We start from the raw sequence: 16,243 nt of genomic DNA, 5'->3' as shown, positions 1-16,243 counted from the left end.
TTCCGGCCCAGATTTCCCGGTCGCGAATGGACCAGGATCGAACCAACGTGATCACACCACCACGACAGATTGAGAAGGTCACCATGTCCGCAGTCGTTCGTTCTTTCAAAGCCACCAAGGTCCTGGGAGTCATCCTGCTGGCCTTCGGCATCGCCTTCATCGCCGCCGGGGCGACCACCTGGGGAATGGTCAGTTCGCAGTTGAACGATGAGAACATCACCATCCCCGGGGACGCCCGCTGGTTCGCCGGGGAGGAGGTGCGCGGCCCGCTGACGCCTACGCCCAGGCGGATGTGATCAACGAGCACGCACTGGCCGGCACCGAGGGCCGCACCTACGCCGAACTGGGCAGCGCGATGCGTGACGTCGAGCCGGGCACGGCCGAGCACGAGGAACTGCAGGCCCAGCGCGACTCGGTCATGAACGCCTCGTTCCTGCGCGCCTCGCTGTTCACCTCCGTGCTGGCCTACGGGGTGTCCGCGCTGGTGATCGGCCTGGGCGTGGTGTTCATCGTGGTGGCCTGGGGCATGCGCCGGATCGGCTTCGCCCTGGTCGCGAACGAACCCGCGGGTGCCGCACCGGCCGCCAAGGAGCGCGAGGCCGAACCCTCCCGGTAGTGCCCGCGCCGGGGCCGACGACGTCAGCCGGCCCGGGCTCGCTGATCACAACGCCCTGGGTGCCTCGCGCACCCAGGGCGTTCGTCGTCGTCGCCCCTGCCCGCCCGGAGGCATCCGGGCGCACGCACCGGCGCGCCTCGGTCAGGTACGCGACTCCCGGGGCGCCACCAAACCTGCCTCGTAGGCGAACACCACCAGTTGGGCCCGGTCGCGGGCGTGCACCTTGGCCATCGCACGGCTCACATGGGTCTTGGCCGTGGTGGGGCTGACCACGAGGTGATCGGCGATCTCGGTGTTGCTCAGGCCGTGCCCGACCAGGGCCACGACCTCTCGCTCGCGGCTCGTCAGGTACCGCACGGCCTCGGTCGAGATCTGCGTGGACGGCCGGGAGACGAACTCGCTGATGAGGGTCCGGGTGATGGCCGGGGAGAGCAGCGACTCGCCGGCGGCCAGCACCCCCAGCCCCTGCACGAGGTCGGCCGGTTCGGTGTCCTTGACCAGGAATCCGGCCGCACCGGCCCGGAGGGCGGCGAACACGTGCTCGTCCAGCCCGAAGTTGGTCAGCATCACCACCCGGGTGGCGGTCAGTTCCGTCCGCGCCGCGATCCGCCGGGTAGCCTCGATCCCGTCGATCAGCGGCATCTGGATGTCCATGACGATCAGGTCGGGCCGGTGCTCGAGCGCCAGCGCCACCGCCTCCCGTCCGTCCCCGCCCTCGGCGACGACGGAGAAGCCGTCCTCGGCGTCGAGCAACGCGCGTATCCCGGTCCTGATCAGGGGTTGGTCGTCGACCAGGACGATGCTGATCATCGGCGTGCCCCCACGGAGCGGTCGGGAAGTTCGGCCCGAACCGTGAAGCCCCCGTCCGGCTGCCCCCGCGCCACGAGCCGACCCCCCCCGAGCGCGGCGGTGCGCTCACGCATCCCCCTCAGGCCCAGCCCCGCGCTCGCCGGCACCCCGTCGTGCCCCAACCCGTCGTCGTCGACCTGCAGCCTCACCTGCGCATCGTCGTAGCAGAGCCGCACCCGCACCGTGGTCGGACCAGCGTGCCGGGAGACGTTGGTCAACGCTTCCTGTGCGATCCGGTAGATGGCCGCGTCCACCTCGTAGGGCAAGACGCGGGCGAGCCCGATCACCTCGAGCTCGACCTGCAGGCCGGCAGCACGGGCACTCTCGACGAGACGGCGCAACTCGCCCGCACCGCGGCCATTGTGCTCGCCGTCGCGGCGCAGGATCCCCAGGGTCTCCCGCAGCTCCAGGGCAGCGTCACCGGCCGCCTCCTGGATCGTCGTGAGTGCCTCGGGCACCTCCTCACCGCGCTTGCGGGCCAGGTGCGCGGCCACGCCGGACTGCACCTTGATCACCGAGATGCTGTGGGTGAGGGAGTCGTGCAGTTCACGGGCGATGCGCAGCCGCTCCTCGGCCGCCACCCGTTGCACCACGGCCTGCCGGGCCCGCTCGGACTCGGCCAGCTTCTCCTCGACGGCGCGCACCCGCTGCAACCACTCGGTGAAGCCGACCGCGCCGACCACGGCCGCGACCAGCCACCCGGTGGCGTAGAACCGTTTCCAGCCCCGATCGGTCTTCATCCGGGAACTGTAGCGAGGGGCACCAGTCCTTTCGTCCTCCCTGCGCAGTAGCCCCGGCCTGCGCCCAGCGCCCAGCGGAGTACGCCGGCACCCGCGACGCTCCGCCCGGGTCGGTTCGAGGTGTCGCCCGGCAGCCGACGACGGCGCAGTCCGCAGCGGGTTGGCTCGACACGTACCCGCACACCGAGGAGGAGAACAGCATGACCACCGATGCCACGTTGAACGACCTGGACGTCCTGCGCCCGGGTGAGGCCGGCTATGCCGACGCCGCCACAACGATGCTGGGCCAGGGCAGTCCCGAGTTGATCGTACGGCCGCGCACGGCGCGCGAGGTCACCCGTGCCATCCGGTTCGCCCGCGCCCATCGACTCCCCCTGACCGTGCGGGCCGGTGGACACAGCACCGCGGGGGTGACGACCCCGCATCACGGCCTACTGCTCGACCTGCGCGCGATGCACGGTGTGGAGGTCGACGTGACCGCACGGCTGGTGCGGGTCGGTGGCGGTGCGTGCTGGGGTCAGGTCGCCGAGGAACTACGTCCCTTCGGCCTCGCCCTGACGTCCGGCGACACCAGCAGCGTCGGCGTCGGCGGGCTGACCCTCGGGGGCGGGATCGGTTGGATGGTGCGTCGCTACGGCCTGGCCATCGACAGTCTGGTGGGCGCCGAACTCGTCACCGCCGACGGCCACATCCGCCAGGTGTCGGCGACGCGGCACGCCGACCTCTTCTGGGCCGTGCGCGGGGGTGGCGGCACCGTCGGCGTCGTCACCCGGTTCGACTTCGTCGCCCAGCCGGTGGCGAACGTCGTCTTCGGCACCGTGACCTACGCCCTCGAGGACCCGTTGGCCCTGCTCGGCCGCTGGCGTGAGTTCCAGCGCGGCGCGGACGAACGTCTGACCACGGTCCTCACCCTGATGCCCGCCATGGGCGATCAGCCCGCCGCGGGGGTGCTGGAACTGTGCTTCGCCGGCAGCCGGGAGGAGGCCGGAGCCACCCTCACCGCCCTCCCGGGCCTGGGCACGGTGGTGCAGGATGACGTCGACGTGCGCCCCTACGCCGATGTCCTCCGGGATGTCGATCATCCGCCGGGGATGCAGGTGACGTTGGACAACGCGTTCCTTCCGGACCTCAGCGATGCCGTGCTCGCCGAGGTCGCCGGTGTCTTCGCTGCTGCCCCGACCATCCTGACCATGCGCGCCCTGGGCGGCGCATTCGCCCGCGTACCGCACGAGGCCACGGCATTCCATCACCGGTCGGCCGAGGCGCTGGCGATCGCCGTGCGGTTCAGCGCCGGTCCCGGGGCCGCGGCGCCAACCCGGATCCACAGCTGGGACGCCGTCGCCCGGCACGGGACCGGTAGTTACGTGAACTTCCAGTCCTCCGCGTCGGCGGCGGCGATCGCTGCCGCCTACCCGGACCGGACCCTGCGCCGGCTCGAGCAGATCACACGCGAGTACGACCCCGATCAGGTGTTCGCCCCGCGCCGCCCCGTCGATGTGGATCAGGTGAAGGTATGACCTATGCATTCCAGACCGAGGACCTGGTCAAGGGCTTCGGCACCACGACCGCCCTGGCCGGCCTGAACCTGCGGGCCCGTTGGGGAACCGTGCTCGGTGTGCTCGGACCAAACGGTGCGGGTAAGACAACCCTCATCCGGGTGCTGGCCACACTGCTGCGGGCGGACTCCGGACGGGCCCTTGTCGGTGGCATGGACGTGGCGACCGAGGCGGCCCACGTACGGCGGATGATCGGGCTCACCGGGCAGTACGCGGCCGTCGATGAGGACCTCACCGGCACGGAGAATCTCCGGTTGCTGGGACAGTTGCTCGACCTCACCGCTGCCCAGGCGCGGGCCCGGGCCGCCGCCCTGCTCGAGCAGTTCGGCCTGAGTGATGCCGCGATGCGCCGGGTCCGCACCTACTCCGGCGGCATGCGCCGCCGCCTCGACCTGGCCGCAAGCCTGGTGGGCCGTCCGCGGATCGTGTTCCTCGACGAGCCGACCACCGGGCTGGATCCGGGAAAGCGCGAGGACCTGTGGCGCACCATCCGATCCCTGGCCGCCGACGGGTGCACCGTGCTGCTGACCACCCAGTACCTGGAAGAGGCGGACGCGCTCGCCGACGAGATCACCGTGATCGACCACGGGAGCGTGATCGCCCACGACACCCCGGCCGGCCTGAAACACCTCGTCGGCGGCCAGATCGCCGTCATCCAGCCGCGAGATCCCACCATGACCGAGGTCGCCGCCGACACAGTCCAGCACCTCACCGGCCACGCCCCTGACCGGACCGGCCGCGGCGTGCTGACGGTTCCCGTGAACGGCGAGGACGAATTCGCCCGGATCGTTCACCATCTGCGGGCCGCAGATGTTGAGGTCTCCGAGCTGGCGCTGCGGCTACCCACCCTCGATGAGGTCTTCCTCACCCTCACCGGCGGCAGCGCCCGCGCACACACCGAATCCAAGGCAGGAACAGCACCATGACCAACACCACCAACGCCGCACCACTACCGGCGATGCCGTCGGACCCGCACGAGCGCACTCCGGCCGGCAAGCCCCGGTTCGCTGGGTTGGGCCACCGGCGGCGGTGGCCACTGGCCCGCCACAGTCTGGTCCTCGCCGGATGCAGCCTGACGAAGACCGGGCGCAACCCGGGCCTGCTGCTGGATGCGCTGATCCTGCCGGTGATGTTCCTGGTCCTGTTCGTCTACCTCTTCGGAGGTGCCGTCGCCGGTTCGACCCGGGAATACCTGCAGTACGTCCTGCCCGGAATCCTGGTGCTCACCACCATCCTGGTCGGGCAGACCGCCACCGGAATGAACCTCGTGATCGATATGAAGAAGGGCATCTTCGACCAGTTCCGAGCCCTGCCCATCGGACGGTCGGCACCGCTGATCGGCTCGGTCCTCGGCGACGGGGTCCGCTACCTCGTGGCGGTGCTGATCCTGTTCGGGCTGGCCTTTCTGCTCGGATTCCGCGTGCAGACCGGAGTCCTCTCCACGCTGGCCGGCGTGGGCGTGGCGATGATCTTCGGCTTCGCACTCAGTTGGCTGGCCGTCGCGGTCGCCGTGCTGCTCTGCTCCGGGAGGAGACCGTGGTGGCCACGGTCGGATTCCTGCTGCCCTTCCCGCTGGTGTTCGGCACCGACATGGCGGCCCCGATGGAGACGATGCCGGCCTGGCTGCAGACCTGGGCCGGAATCAACCCGGTCAGTCACGCTATCGAGGCCAGCCGGGCGCTACTGCTCGGCGGACCCGCCGCCGAACCCGTTCTGATGACCCTGCTCTGGGCCGGCATCTTCCTGGTGGTGCTCTTCCCGCTGGCCCTGGTGGCCTACCGTCGGCGGGCGTGAGGATGGACCTGGTCCCGGTCCCCGCTGCCGGGCTGCCGGGCTGCGGGCCCCGGGCAGGGGTCGGGCGGCGGATCACTCGGCGCCGGGCGCTACGACTTCCTGGGCAAGTTCCAGTTGCACCTGCACCACCCAGTCGGACTGGTCGGTGCCGTCAGCCTCCAGGTACACCTCACGCCAGGTGCACGGGCCCAGTACACCCCGTTCGCCGGCCCACCGGCCCAGTTCGGCATACGTCGACCCGATCTCGGACATCTCCCCCACGTGCAGCAGGGTGGCCACCGTGGCCGGCGGCACCTCGACGACCTCCAGTCCGGCCAGGACGGCCGCCCCGACCGCCGCCTCGTCCGGCCCGATCTCGAATCCCGTTGCCAGGTGCACCCCGCCGGCCCGGTGCGGGTAGTACCCCACCGGCTTGATCCGGTCGATCCCTGCTTCGTCGGCGAGGTCCGAAGCGCGGGTGAACAGGGGCTCGATCATCGCCACAGCCGAGCCGCGATCGGGACCGGGGTGCTCATCGGTCACGGCGGCCAGGTGCATGGCGGCCGCCGTCGTGGTGGTGATCGAGGTGTTCATCGGTGGTTCTTCCTGGAGCAGGGCCAGCCTCGCCTCCACCCGCGCCAACCGGTGCCGGTCGGCGCGGACCTGCCGATTCAGTTCGTCGCGACGCGCGGCCAACATGGTCCGCAAGCGCTGCAGGTCCACGCCGGCCTCCAACATCTCCCCCACCTGGGCCAGGGAGAACCCCAACGTCTTCAGGGCGAGCAGCCGGTGCAGCCGCGGTAGTTGCTCGGGCGCGTAGGTCCGGTGCCCGGTGCGGGCGTCGACGTGGGCAGGGGTGAGCAGCCCGATGTGGTCGTAGTGGCGCAGCATCCGAACCGATATCCGGCCGGCCCTGGCGAAGTCCGAAATGTTCATGGCAACTCCCACCCTGAACCCTCACACAGTGTCAGGTGCAAGTCCCGTGAGGTGTATCGAGGAATCCGGGACCTTCGGCCCGCGAGAACCGGCTGCCTATTCGGAATACTCGTGATCAGCGAGGTCCACCACACGGAACTCCCAACCAGAAGGAAAGTCCCATGACTACCACCGAAAAGGTACCGAACGTCCACCTCACCACCCAAGAGGACATCGTGACCCGGCCCGGCCTGCGCAAGGTGCTCGCCGTCAGCCGCATCGTCATTGGCTTCACGTTCCTGTGGGCCTTCCTCGACAAACTCTTCGGGCTGAGTTATGCCACCCCGGCCGAACGCGCCTGGATCAATGGCGGCACACCGGCACAGGGATTCATCGGCGGAATCGAGAACTTCACCGGAGGATTCTTCTCCCTCTTCCAGAACGCCTTCGGTGACGTGCTGTTCATGCTCGGTCTGCTGGGCATCGGCGTGGCGATGATCGCCGGTGCCGGACTGCGTATCGCCGCCATCACCGGAACGGCCCTGATGGTGTTCATGTGGCTGGCTACCTTCCCCGTTGCCGGGGCGGCGACCAACCCGATTCTGACTTCCCACTGGCACGAGGCGTTGCTGCTGATCATCGCAGCCCTCACCCTGTCCGGGGACACCTGGGGCCTGGGCAAGTGGTGGGCCAACAAGGGGTTCGTGCAAAAGAACTCCTGGCTCCGCTGACCCCGGTCACGGCCGGCCCGCACCAGCACCTGGTGCGGGCCGGTTCGTCTGTCCGCCCACCTCGGAGCCGGTGCTCGGGGTTCACTGATCCAGGTCGGTCCACAGGTGGCGAGCCGCGATCCGGGCGGCGACCCGCTCCAGCAGTTCACCGGCCCGGGCCTTGCTGCGTTCCAGGTCCGGCTCGAGGTCACTGAGTGCGTAGACCCCGCTGAACCCGGCCTGTTCGACCTCCTCCTCGGTCAACTCGTTCACTCCGGCGATGGCCACGCTGACCACCGCCGCGTCGGTAGCGGCCGCAGCCACACCCACGGGAGCCTTGCCGGCCAGCGACTGGCTGTCCAACTTGCCCTCCCCGGTGATGACCAGGTCGGCCCCACGCACCTTGCGCTCGAACTCCACCAGTTCCAGTACCACCTCCACCCCTGGACGGCGGCGCGCCCCGAGCACCAGTGCGGCGAAGCCCGTCCCCCCGGCTGCGCCCGCCCCGGCAGCCTGCGCCGTTGCCCAGGCGTCCACACCCGCCTCCTCCAGCGCCTGCACCCAGCGAGTCAGGCCCGCCTGCAGCGCCGCCACCTGGTCCGGGCCGGCACCCTTCTGCGGGGCGTAGTAGACCGCAGCCGCACCATTGGGTCCCAGCAACGGGTTGTCGACGTCGGCGGCCAGGGTGATCCCGACCTCGGCAAGGCGCGGGTGCAACCCGCTCAGGTCCACCCGGTGCAGATCCCGCAGCGCCGCACCACCGGGACCGGTGAGCCCGTGCAGCCGGGCGCCCAGGGCCTGCAGCATCCCGGCGCCGCCATCGGTGGTGGCCGAGCCGCCCACCGCCAGCACCAGCTCCTGCACCCCGGAGTCCAGGGCGTGGGCGATCAGTTCCCCCACCCCGATGGTGCTGCCCTGCTGGGCTGCGTCGGCATCGGCCGGGCTCAGGTGCAGCCCAGCGGCCTGGGCAAGTTCGATCACCGCCCGGCGCCCGTCAGTGGCGTACATCGCCTCGACCGGCTCGCCGAACGGTCCGCTCACCCGCACGCGAACAGGTTGCAGATTGGCTACCAGGACGGCACTCAGCGTGCCTTCCCCACCGTCGGCCATCGGTACCATCTGCACCTCCACGTCCTCCAGGGCGCGGTGCAACCCGAGCGCGATGTGCTGGGCCACGTACTTGGCGTTCAGCGACCCCTTGAAGGTGTCCGGGGCCACCACGACCAGGGGCCCGACCGGGTGGTCGGGCCCGATCGGAAGTTCGATGACACCCGCTCCTGGGTCGGGACTGTCCGGTGTCGGGGTACCGCCCGGCCGGGGCGAGTCCGCCGTGGTGAGGTCGACGTGAGTCATCCGCCTATCCTGTCCTGTGGGACCCGCTGGGACCAGTGCATCGGCGGTGGCGACAGCCAGTCGGCGGTGATCGACCGGACAGAATCGACCGAGAGGGACGTGGCAGTGAAGATTGCGATCGTAGGTGCGGGACAGTTCGCCGGGAGTTTCGCCACCCTGTGGCAGCTCCACCCCGAGGTGAGCGAGGTGTACGTCACCGACGTGGTGGCCGAGCGCGCCGCCGAGTACCTGAGCAAGTACGACCTGGCCGGCACCTTCGCCGACTTCGACGAGGTGTGCTGCCTCCGATGTGGATGCGGTGGCGATCTTCACCCAGCGGTGGACTCACGGGCAGATGGCCCTGGCCGCCCTGCAGGCCGGCAAGCACGTCTACTCCTCGGTGCCGATGGCCATCGAGTCCTCCGAGATCGAGGCGATCGTCGCCGAGGTCGCCGGCGGCGACCGCATCTACATGATGGGTGAGACCAGCTACTACAACCCCGCGGTGTGGTGGGCCAGGGAGAAGATCGGCTCCGGTGAGATGGGGCGCGTCTTCTACTCCGAGGGCGACTACGTGCACGACATGGACAACGGCTTCTACGCCGCCTACCAGTTCAGCGGCGGTGAGAACTGGAAGCGCACCGCCTCCTTCCCCCCCATGCTCTACCCGACCCACGCCGTCGGTGGTGTGTGCTGGGCGCGCTGCCCACCTATGCCACCTCGGTCAGTTGCATCGGTGTGGTCGACGACCGTGACGACGGGGTGTTCGACAAGTCGGTGTCGATGTTCGACAACGACTTCTCCAACATGAGCGCTCACTTCGAGTTGGCCGACGGCGGGGTGATGCGCACCAATGAGTTCCGCCGGGTGGGTCATCCCGCACACGTGCACGAGTCCCGGTTCCGGTTCTACGGCACCGACGCGGTGATGGAGCAGACCTCCAACGGCGCTTCACTGTCGGACCGGAACGTGATCGAGGACATCTCTCCGCTGTTCCGCACCCACCAGGGCCAGGTCCCCGAGGGCGAACTGGAGGGTATCGATGAGGCACTGCGCCACTCCTTCTCCTCCGGTACCGCACCGGTACAGGACCGCAGCCGACTGCCCAAGGAGTTCGAGGGCGCCCCGAACGGCCACGAGGGCTCCCACCACTTCCTGGCCGACGACTTCGTCAAGGCCGTGCGCTCCGGTACCCACCCGCCGGTGAATGCCTGGACCGCAGCCCGGTTCACCCTGCCCGGGATCGCTGCGTGGGAGTCCGCTCGCCACGGTGGCGTACGGGTTCCGGTACTGGACCTGGGCGACGCCCCGGCCTGAGCGTGCCGGCCGGCCCGGTGCTCGCCGGGCCGGCGCATCCGGGCGGAGGATCGCCTGGACCACGCCGGGCCCCGGACTCAGCCGAGATTGTCCAGGAAGTCAAGAATCTCCGGCATCCGGGTCACGGCATCGCGGGCGAGCAGGAACCCCACGATCCCCACGATCCAGCCCGTGGCCTCACCGGCGCTGCGTTCCATCCAGTCGGCGAAGCGCTGCAGAATACCCTCGATCCGGTGGCGCAGCACCACGCGGGCACCGAGGAGCACCAGCGCCGGTGTGATCATCACCAGGCAGTAGACCGCAAGGGCCGCCACCATGGCGGCGGGAGCGAGGTCGGAGGCGGACAACAACCCGATCGCGCCCAGGTAGGGCAGCATCGTGGCGACCTCCAGGGCCGCCGCACCCAGGGCCAATGCCACCAGCGCACCGGACCCGCCGTCCTCCCCCATCGCCCGCTCCCGCCAGCGCATCAGCCGACCCCGGCTGGGCGCATCCGGATCCTTCTTCCCACCGATGAAGAAGCTCCCGACCAGCAGTGCCGCCCCGATCGCGAACTGCCCCCGCACCACGAGGGGGTGCTCGGCCCACCCGTTCCCCATCTCCAGCAGGGAGGCCAACCCTGCGCTCAGCCCGATGCCGAGCAGGAAGTAGAAACCGGCCACCACACCGAGGAACAGCAGTGTACGGCCCGGGCGCACCCGTCCGGGGCTGAGCATCAACCACAACGGGATGAGCAGTGTGCCGAAACTGGTGGAGTCGATCAGGGCGAGCAGCAGCAGGCCGGCGGCCAGGGCGAGCGTCATGGGTCCACGGTTGCGGGTCAGTGCTGGCCGCCGCGTCGGGCCTTCGGACCATCTGGGTCCGCCGGCGTCATCCTTTCGGCCGACCACGCCGCGGCACCGATGTGCTGGGATGGAAGCGTGAGGTCGCTCCTGAGGTACTGGCACCGCCGGCTGCGGGGCACGCCGTGGCGAGCCAGCGTCACCGAGTCGGCTGGGGTCGCCCTGGTGGGGCTGGCCACCATCGCGCTCGGACTCACCCGGCCTGTCCCGCTCGCGTGGCAGGAACCGCCGCCGTCATCGTGGTGGCACGCCCTTCCGCTGCTCCTGGGCGCGACGGTGCTGTTGGGCAAGCGGCGCCATCCGGTCGCGGCATTGTTGGCAACGCTGCCGATACTCGCCGTCGACGTCTGGTTCGGTGGCTCGATCGGCATGGTCCTGGTGCTCTTCGACGCCCTCTACTCGGCCGTGTTGCACAGCGGCCCGACGGCGCCACGGCGCCTGCTGACCACGGTTGGCGGGGTGATCGGCGCCGGAGCCGTCGCCAGTTTCATCGTGACCGGCAACCTGCAGGTGAGTCTGTGGACGTTCATCCAGTTGTTCGCGCTGCTGGGCACGCCCCTGTGGTGGGGCATGTCCGTGCGCCAGCAGAAGAGGTTGACCGAACTCGCCTCGGCCCGGGCGAGGGATCTGCAACGGTTGGCGGAACTGCGCCACTCCCAGGCACTTCAGGACGAACGCGCCCGGATGGCCCGGGACCTGCACGACGGGCTGTCCAGCAATCTGTCCGCGATCGCGATCCATTCCGAGGCAGCCCTGCAACCGGCAGGCGCCGCTCGGGCACCCGATCCTGTTCGGGAGCGGCGAGCCCTGACCGATATCCGGTCCGCCAGCCTCGCTGCCCTGAAGCAGATGCGATCGATGGTGCTGCTGCTGCGGGAGGGCGGGGGTGGTACCAGCCCACCGGCGCGTCTGGCCGAACTGCCGGGCCTCGTCGAACAGGCGCGTGCCACCGGCCTGGATGCGCACCTGCGGCTGGAGGAGGAGGACGTCCGCGAACTTCCCACCGAGACCGAGCACGCTGCCTATCGCATCGTGCAGGAGGCGCTGACGAACGCCGTCAAGCACTGCCCGGGCGGGCGAGCCGGCGTCGCCATCCATCGAAACGGTGACGCGCTGCAGGTCCAGGTGGACAGTACGCCCGCCGACGCGCCGATCGGGGTGGATCCAACCGGGACCGGCCCCGGTGTGGGTCTGACGCACATGCGGGAATGGGCCGAGATGCTCGACGGCTCCCTCACCGCCGGATGGCAGGAGACCGGCGATGGCCGATGGCAGGTCCGGGCCGACCTTCCACTGACGGCGCCGTCATGACGATCCGGGTGCTTCTGGTCGATGACCACGCCGCGATCCGCTCCGGCCTGCGGTTGATGCTCTCCGCCGCCGAGGACATCGAGGTGGTGGGCGAGGCCGGGGACGGCGCCGCGGCGGTGGCCAATGCCCGCTCGCTGCGTCCCCATGTGGTGCTGATGGATCTGCGGATGCCCGGAACCGACGGGGTCAGCGCCACCGAGCAGATCACCTCCCGGGGTCTGGCCGAGGTGCTGGTGCTGACCACCTACGACCTGGACGAGTACGTCGACGGGGCGCTGCGGGCCGGTGCAGCCGGGTTCCTGCTGAAGTCGGTCGAGGCCCAGGCGCTGCTCGACGCGGTGCGACGGGTCGCCGCCGGGGAGGCGGTCCTGGCCCCGGAGGTCACCCGGCGCCTGCTCGAGGCATTCGTCGAGGCCCGCACCGCCCGGGATACCGAGCCCGAACCGGCCTGGCCGGCCGAGTTGACGGAGCGGGAGCGGGACGTGCTGACGTGTCTGGGGCGAGGGATGTCGAACGCCGACATCTGCGCGACCCTGACGATCTCCACCGCGACCACCAAGACCCACGTGTCCCGGGTGCTGTCCAAGCTGGGCTGCACCTCCCGGACCCAGGCGGCGATCCTGGCCCGGGAGGCCGGACTGGTGTAGGCCCGGGTGTGCGGGCTGGTCAGCCCCGCACGCGCTCCATCACCAGTTCGCGCACTCGCCCGGCGTCGGCCTGCCCCCGGGTGGCCTTCATCACCGCACCGATCACCGCACCGATCGGGCCCATGTTGCCCGACCGGATCTTCTCGGCGATGTCGGGCTGATCGGCCAGGGTGGCGTCGATGACCTCCAGCAGCGGGCCGTCCTCGGAGACTACCCCCAGACCGCGGTCGGTCAGCACCTGCTCCGGGTCACCCTCCCCGGCCAGGACTCCCTCGAGTACCTGGCGGGCGAGTTTGTCGTTGATCCGCCCGGCGTCGATCAACTGTTGCAGCTGGGCGATCTGCGCACTGGTGACATCCAGGTCGGCCAGCTCCACGCCGTCGTTCTTGGCCTTGCGCGCCAACTCGCCCATCCACCACTTCCGCGCCGCCGCCGGGGGCGCCCCGGCGGCCACGGTGTGCTCGATCAGGTCCACCGCGCCGGCGTTGATGGCATCGCGCATCTCCTCGTCGGCGAAACCCCATTCGAACTGCAACCGGCGACGACGCAGGGCCGGCAGCTCCGGCAGGCTCGCGGCGATCTCGGCGATCCACTCCCGCGACGGGGCCACCGGCACCAGGTCCGGCTCGGGGAAGTAGCGGTAATCCTCCGCATCGGACTTGATCCGCCCCGAGGAGGTGGTTCCGGTGTCCTCGTGGAAGTGGCGGGTCTCCTGCACCACCGTGCCGCCACCGGCCAGCACCGCACCCTGACGGGAGACCTCGTAGCGCACCGCCCGTTCAATGGAACGGAAGGAGTTGACGTTCTTGGTCTCGGTGCGGGTACCCAGGGGCGCATCGGCGTCGGCGCGCAACGAGAGGTTCACGTCGGCGCGCACGTTTCCCCGCTCCATCCGGGCCTCCGAGACGCCCAGCGCCACGAAGATGTCCCGCAGCATGCGCACGTAGGCGCTGGCCACCTCGGGTGCGCGGTCACCGACGCCGGTGATGGGCCGGGTGACGATCTCCACCAACGGGATGCCGGCCCGGTTGTAGTCCACCAGGGAGTGGGTCGCGCCCGAAATTCGACTGCTGCGGCCGTCCGCTGTTCTATGGGTGTTCTTCCCGGCGTCCTCCTCCATGTGCGCCCGTTCGATCTCCACGCGCACCACGGTGCCGTCGGCCAGTTCCACATCCAGGTAGCCGTCATAGGCGATCGGCATGTCGGACTGGGACGTCTGGAAGTTCTTCGGGATGTCGGGATAGAAGTAGTTCTTCCGGTCGAACCAGCACACCTCGGCGATCGTGCAGTTCAGCGCCAGTCCGATCTTGATCGCATACTCCACCGCCTTGCGATTCAGCGCGGGCAACGCCCCGGGCAGGCCGGCCGAGACCGGCGTGATCGCGGTGTTCGGCTCCGCGCCGAAGTGGGCCGGGGCACCGTCGAACATCTTCGAGGCGGTACCCAGTTCGACGTGCACCTCGATGCCCAGCACGGGGTCGAAGCGGCCGGTGGCGTCGTCGTAGTCCAGCAGGTCCTGGGTGCTGATGTCGGAACTCATGCGCCGGCCTCCACGGAACGGATTCGGTCGATCAACGGGCCACCCCACGCGCTGAGCTGGTGGGCCTCCAGGGCCGCGCCGACCCGGTACAGGCTGGCGTCGGCCCGGGCCGGGGCGAGAATCTGGAACCCGGCCGGCAGGTCATCCTCGGCCAAGCCGGAGGGCAGCGACAGGGCCGGGATCCCGGCCAGGTTCGCCGGGATGGTCGCGACGTCGTTGAGGTACATCGCCATCGGATCGTCCACCTTCTCACCCAGCCGGAACGCCGTGGTCGGCGTGGTCGGGGAGACCAGCACGTCCACCTGCTCGAACGCGGCGGCGAAGTCGCGTTGGATCAGGGTGCGCACCTTCTGGGCGCTGCCGTAGTAGGCGTCGTAGTGCCCGGCGGAGAGCGCGTAGGTGCCCAGGATGATCCGTCGCTTGGCCTCCGCGCCGAACCCGGCACCACGCGTGGCTGCCATCACCCGCTCGGCGGTGACGGGCCCCTCGGACGGTTCCACCCGCAGGCCGTAACGCATCCCGTCGAAGCGGGCCAGGTTGGAGGAGGCCTCCGAGGGCAGGATCAGGTAGTAGGCCGCCAGCGCCGCATCGAAATGGGGGCAGGAGACCTCCACGACCTCCGCCCCGGCGGCCACCAGGAGGTCCAGGACTCGCTGAACCGGTCCCGCACACCCTGGTGGTAGCCCTCGCCGCCCAGTTCACGCACCACGCCGACGCGCAGGCCGGTCAGGTCCGCGTTCGCGGCGCCCGCACGGGCTGCGTCGGCGTAGGGCTGCGCGGGCTCGGGCAAGGAGGTGGCGTCGAGCGGGTCGTGCCCGGCGATCACATCGTGCAGCAGTGCCGCGTCCAGGACGGTTCGTGCGCACGGCCCGGCCTGGTCCAGGCTGGAGGCCAGCGCGACCAGTCCGTACCGGGACACCGAGCCGTAGGTGGGCTTGACCCCCACGGTGCCGGTGACGGCGGCGGGCTGGCGGATCGAACCACCGGTGTCGGTGCCGACGGCGAGTGGAGCCTGGAAGGCGGCGACCGCCGCGGCCGAACCGCCGCCGGACCCGCCGGGAATGCGGCTGGTGTCCCACGGATTGCGGGTGGGCCCGAACGCGGAGTGCTCGGTGGAGGAGCCCATGGCGAACTCGTCCATGTTCGTCTTGCCCAGGATCGGCATCCCGGCGGCACGCAGTTTCTGCACGATCGTGGCGTCGTAGGGCGGCACCCAGCCCTGCAGCATTCGCGACCCCGCGGTGGTGACCTGTCCCCTGGTGACCACCAGGTCCTTGACGGCGACCGGCACCCCGGCCAGTTCCGGAAGGTCCTCACCGCGCCCGCGGCGGGCGTCCACATCGGCGGCGGCGGCGAGCGCCTCGTCGGTGTTGACGTTCAGGAACGCGTGGATCTCCTCCTCCACCGCAGCGATCCGGTCCAGGTGCGCCTGGGTGGCCTCGACGCTGGAAATCTCCCCAGCGCCCAGACGGTGGGCAAGGTCCGCCGCGGTCAGTCCGAACACCTCGCTCATGCGTCCTCTCCCAGGATCTGCGGGACGGCGAACATCTGGTTCTCCTGCGCCGGCGCCTGGGACAGCACCTCATCGGGGTCGAGGGTCTGGGTGATCTCGTCCTCACGGAACACGTTCGTCAGCGGGATCGGGGTGGCTGGTGACCGGGACGTCGTCGCCGGCCACGGACGACACCTTGGCCACCGCCTGCACGATCACGTCGAGCTCACCAGCCAGGCGGTCGGTCTCGGCGTCGGTCAGGTCGATCCGGGCGAGCGCGGCAAGGCGCGCCACCTCGGCGGTATTGAGGGTGGACATGGTCGCGAGTCTACCGAGCATCGGGGGTGCTCCCGTGCGCGGCTACCCTGGTGCGGATGAGTCACCCCGGCACCCCCGACGACGGCGAGCGGCACCTCTCCCCCGATTCCACCGAGCCCGGTGGTCGACCCGCCGAGCCCGGTGTTAGCCCGGCGGAGCCCGGTGGGGTTGCTGAGCCCGGTGGGGTTGCTGGGTCCGGTGGGGCTGCTGGCAGCGCCGAGGATGCCGGCCTCACCCCGGAGACCACAGGTACCGACTCGGAGACCACCGAGGCGCCGGTCACCT

At 70.1% G+C, this 16,243-nt stretch carries 14 protein-coding genes and 3 pseudogenes; 9 read left to right on the top strand and 8 right to left on the bottom strand.

Annotation, left to right across the window (positions count from 1 at the left end; all coding sequences use genetic code 11):
• The first annotated feature begins 83 nt into the window (after window positions 1–83).
• On the top strand, window positions 84–296 hold the full coding sequence (locus ACRRRO_RS13955; RefSeq protein WP_434080431.1) for a hypothetical protein: 213 nt from the start codon (window positions 84–86) through the stop codon (window positions 294–296).
• Complete coding sequence (locus ACRRRO_RS13950; RefSeq protein ID WP_434080430.1) at window positions 293–616, top strand: hypothetical protein; 324 nt, start codon at window positions 293–295, stop codon at window positions 614–616. The genes ACRRRO_RS13955 and ACRRRO_RS13950 overlap by 4 nt, the downstream gene beginning before the upstream one ends.
• Window positions 617–757: 141 nt before the next feature.
• Here ACRRRO_RS13950 and ACRRRO_RS13945 read toward each other — a convergent pair whose 3' ends face one another.
• The gene (locus ACRRRO_RS13945; RefSeq protein ID WP_424796804.1) at window positions 758–1,426 is read right to left on the bottom strand and encodes a response regulator; all 669 of its coding nucleotides are present in this window, start codon (window positions 1,424–1,426) and stop codon (window positions 758–760) included.
• The gene (locus ACRRRO_RS13940; RefSeq protein WP_434080429.1) at window positions 1,423–2,205 is read right to left on the bottom strand and encodes a sensor histidine kinase; all 783 of its coding nucleotides are present in this window, start codon (window positions 2,203–2,205) and stop codon (window positions 1,423–1,425) included. The genes ACRRRO_RS13945 and ACRRRO_RS13940 overlap by 4 nt, the downstream gene beginning before the upstream one ends.
• A gap of 200 nt (window positions 2,206–2,405) precedes the next feature.
• Between ACRRRO_RS13940 and ACRRRO_RS13935 the strand changes: the two genes are divergently transcribed.
• From ACRRRO_RS13935 to ACRRRO_RS13925, 3 genes are read left to right on the top strand one after another with little or no spacing between them, the layout of a single operon-like run.
• Window positions 2,406–3,722 carry an FAD-binding oxidoreductase gene (locus ACRRRO_RS13935; protein ID WP_424796802.1) on the top strand — a complete coding sequence of 439 codons (1,317 nt, stop codon included), beginning with the start codon at window positions 2,406–2,408 and terminating at the stop codon, window positions 3,720–3,722.
• Window positions 3,719–4,687: an ATP-binding cassette domain-containing protein gene (locus ACRRRO_RS13930; RefSeq protein ID WP_424796801.1), complete on the top strand. Its 969-nt coding sequence runs from the start codon at window positions 3,719–3,721 to the stop codon at window positions 4,685–4,687. The genes ACRRRO_RS13935 and ACRRRO_RS13930 overlap by 4 nt, the downstream gene beginning before the upstream one ends.
• Window positions 4,684–5,478 carry an ABC transporter permease gene (locus ACRRRO_RS13925; protein ID WP_434080428.1) on the top strand — a complete coding sequence of 265 codons (795 nt, stop codon included), beginning with the start codon at window positions 4,684–4,686 and terminating at the stop codon, window positions 5,476–5,478. The genes ACRRRO_RS13930 and ACRRRO_RS13925 overlap by 4 nt, the downstream gene beginning before the upstream one ends.
• 149 nt (window positions 5,479–5,627) lie before the next feature.
• Here the strand turns inward: ACRRRO_RS13925 and ACRRRO_RS13920 are convergent, their stop codons facing one another.
• Window positions 5,628–6,470: a MerR family transcriptional regulator gene (locus tag ACRRRO_RS13920; protein ID WP_424796799.1), complete on the bottom strand. Its 843-nt coding sequence runs from the start codon at window positions 6,468–6,470 to the stop codon at window positions 5,628–5,630.
• A gap of 161 nt (window positions 6,471–6,631) precedes the next feature.
• Here ACRRRO_RS13920 and ACRRRO_RS13915 point away from each other — a divergent pair, with 161 nt between their 5' ends.
• On the top strand, window positions 6,632–7,180 hold the full coding sequence (locus tag ACRRRO_RS13915) for a DoxX family protein (protein WP_424796798.1): 549 nt from the start codon (window positions 6,632–6,634) through the stop codon (window positions 7,178–7,180).
• 81 nt (window positions 7,181–7,261) lie between these two features.
• Here the strand turns inward: ACRRRO_RS13915 and ACRRRO_RS13910 are convergent, their stop codons facing one another.
• The gene (locus ACRRRO_RS13910; RefSeq protein ID WP_434080427.1) at window positions 7,262–8,512 is read right to left on the bottom strand and encodes a glycerate kinase; all 1,251 of its coding nucleotides are present in this window, start codon (window positions 8,510–8,512) and stop codon (window positions 7,262–7,264) included.
• A gap of 99 nt (window positions 8,513–8,611) precedes the next feature.
• On the opposite strand from ACRRRO_RS13910, the pseudogene ACRRRO_RS13905 reads away from it, so the two are divergent.
• Window positions 8,612–9,808, top strand: a pseudogene (locus ACRRRO_RS13905) (Gfo/Idh/MocA family protein).
• A 77-nt stretch (window positions 9,809–9,885) separates the two neighbouring features.
• Here the strand turns inward: ACRRRO_RS13905 and ACRRRO_RS13900 are convergent.
• Window positions 9,886–10,611 carry a GAP family protein gene (locus ACRRRO_RS13900; protein ID WP_424796795.1) on the bottom strand — a complete coding sequence of 242 codons (726 nt, stop codon included), beginning with the start codon at window positions 10,609–10,611 and terminating at the stop codon, window positions 9,886–9,888.
• A 117-nt stretch (window positions 10,612–10,728) separates the two neighbouring features.
• On the opposite strand from ACRRRO_RS13900, the gene ACRRRO_RS13895 reads away from it, so the two are divergent.
• A complete protein-coding gene (locus ACRRRO_RS13895; RefSeq protein ID WP_424796794.1) occupies window positions 10,729–11,961 on the top strand; it encodes a sensor histidine kinase in 1,233 nt (410 codons plus the stop codon).
• Entirely contained in the window at window positions 11,958–12,608 is a 651-nt protein-coding gene (locus ACRRRO_RS13890; protein ID WP_424796793.1) for a response regulator, read from the top strand. The genes ACRRRO_RS13895 and ACRRRO_RS13890 overlap by 4 nt, the downstream gene beginning before the upstream one ends.
• 19 nt (window positions 12,609–12,627) lie before the next feature.
• On the opposite strand, the gene gatB is transcribed toward ACRRRO_RS13890, so the two are convergent.
• The 3 genes and pseudogenes from gatB to gatC all read right to left on the bottom strand — a co-directional run bounded on the left by gatB (window position 12,628) and on the right by gatC (window position 15,958).
• Window positions 12,628–14,148 carry an Asp-tRNA(Asn)/Glu-tRNA(Gln) amidotransferase subunit GatB gene (gatB, locus tag ACRRRO_RS13885; protein ID WP_424796792.1) on the bottom strand — a complete coding sequence of 507 codons (1,521 nt, stop codon included), beginning with the start codon at window positions 14,146–14,148 and terminating at the stop codon, window positions 12,628–12,630.
• Window positions 14,145–15,661, bottom strand: a pseudogene (gatA, locus tag ACRRRO_RS13880) (Asp-tRNA(Asn)/Glu-tRNA(Gln) amidotransferase subunit GatA). Before gatA ends, gatB begins: the two are co-directional and overlap by 4 nt.
• Window positions 15,658–15,958: pseudogene (gatC, locus tag ACRRRO_RS13875) on the bottom strand (Asp-tRNA(Asn)/Glu-tRNA(Gln) amidotransferase subunit GatC). The pseudogenes gatA and gatC overlap by 4 nt, the downstream one beginning before the upstream one ends.
• Window positions 15,959–16,243 lie beyond the last annotated feature (285 nt).

The organism is Sanguibacter sp. Z1732 (assembly GCF_051020515.1).
GTDB lineage: Bacteria > Actinomycetota > Actinomycetes > Actinomycetales > Beutenbergiaceae > CALKWS01.
Note: the sequence above shows the minus strand (reverse complement) of the source record. Positions and strands in the feature narration are given on the sequence as shown.

Bases quoted from the DNA above. Each gene is read 5' to 3' on its own strand.
- ACRRRO_RS13955 (WP_434080431.1), top strand. From the start codon at position 84: ATGTCCGCAGTCGTTCGTTCTTTCAAAGCCACCAAGGTCCTGGGAGTC.
- ACRRRO_RS13945 (WP_424796804.1), bottom strand. From the start codon at position 1,426: ATGATCAGCATCGTCCTGGTCGACGACCAACCCCTGATCAGGACCGGG.
- ACRRRO_RS13940 (WP_434080429.1), bottom strand. From the start codon at position 2,205: ATGAAGACCGATCGGGGCTGGAAACGGTTCTACGCCACCGGGTGGCTG.
- ACRRRO_RS13935 (WP_424796802.1), top strand. From the start codon at position 2,406: ATGACCACCGATGCCACGTTGAACGACCTGGACGTCCTGCGCCCGGGT.
- ACRRRO_RS13930 (WP_424796801.1), top strand. From the start codon at position 3,719: ATGACCTATGCATTCCAGACCGAGGACCTGGTCAAGGGCTTCGGCACC.
- ACRRRO_RS13925 (WP_434080428.1), top strand. From the start codon at position 4,684: ATGACCAACACCACCAACGCCGCACCACTACCGGCGATGCCGTCGGAC.
- ACRRRO_RS13920 (WP_424796799.1), bottom strand. From the start codon at position 6,470: ATGAACATTTCGGACTTCGCCAGGGCCGGCCGGATATCGGTTCGGATG.
- ACRRRO_RS13915 (WP_424796798.1), top strand. From the start codon at position 6,632: ATGACTACCACCGAAAAGGTACCGAACGTCCACCTCACCACCCAAGAG.
- ACRRRO_RS13910 (WP_434080427.1), bottom strand. From the start codon at position 8,512: ATGACTCACGTCGACCTCACCACGGCGGACTCGCCCCGGCCGGGCGGT.
- ACRRRO_RS13900 (WP_424796795.1), bottom strand. From the start codon at position 10,611: ATGACGCTCGCCCTGGCCGCCGGCCTGCTGCTGCTCGCCCTGATCGAC.
- ACRRRO_RS13890 (WP_424796793.1), top strand. From the start codon at position 11,958: ATGACGATCCGGGTGCTTCTGGTCGATGACCACGCCGCGATCCGCTCC.
- gatB (WP_424796792.1), bottom strand. From the start codon at position 14,148: ATGAGTTCCGACATCAGCACCCAGGACCTGCTGGACTACGACGACGCC.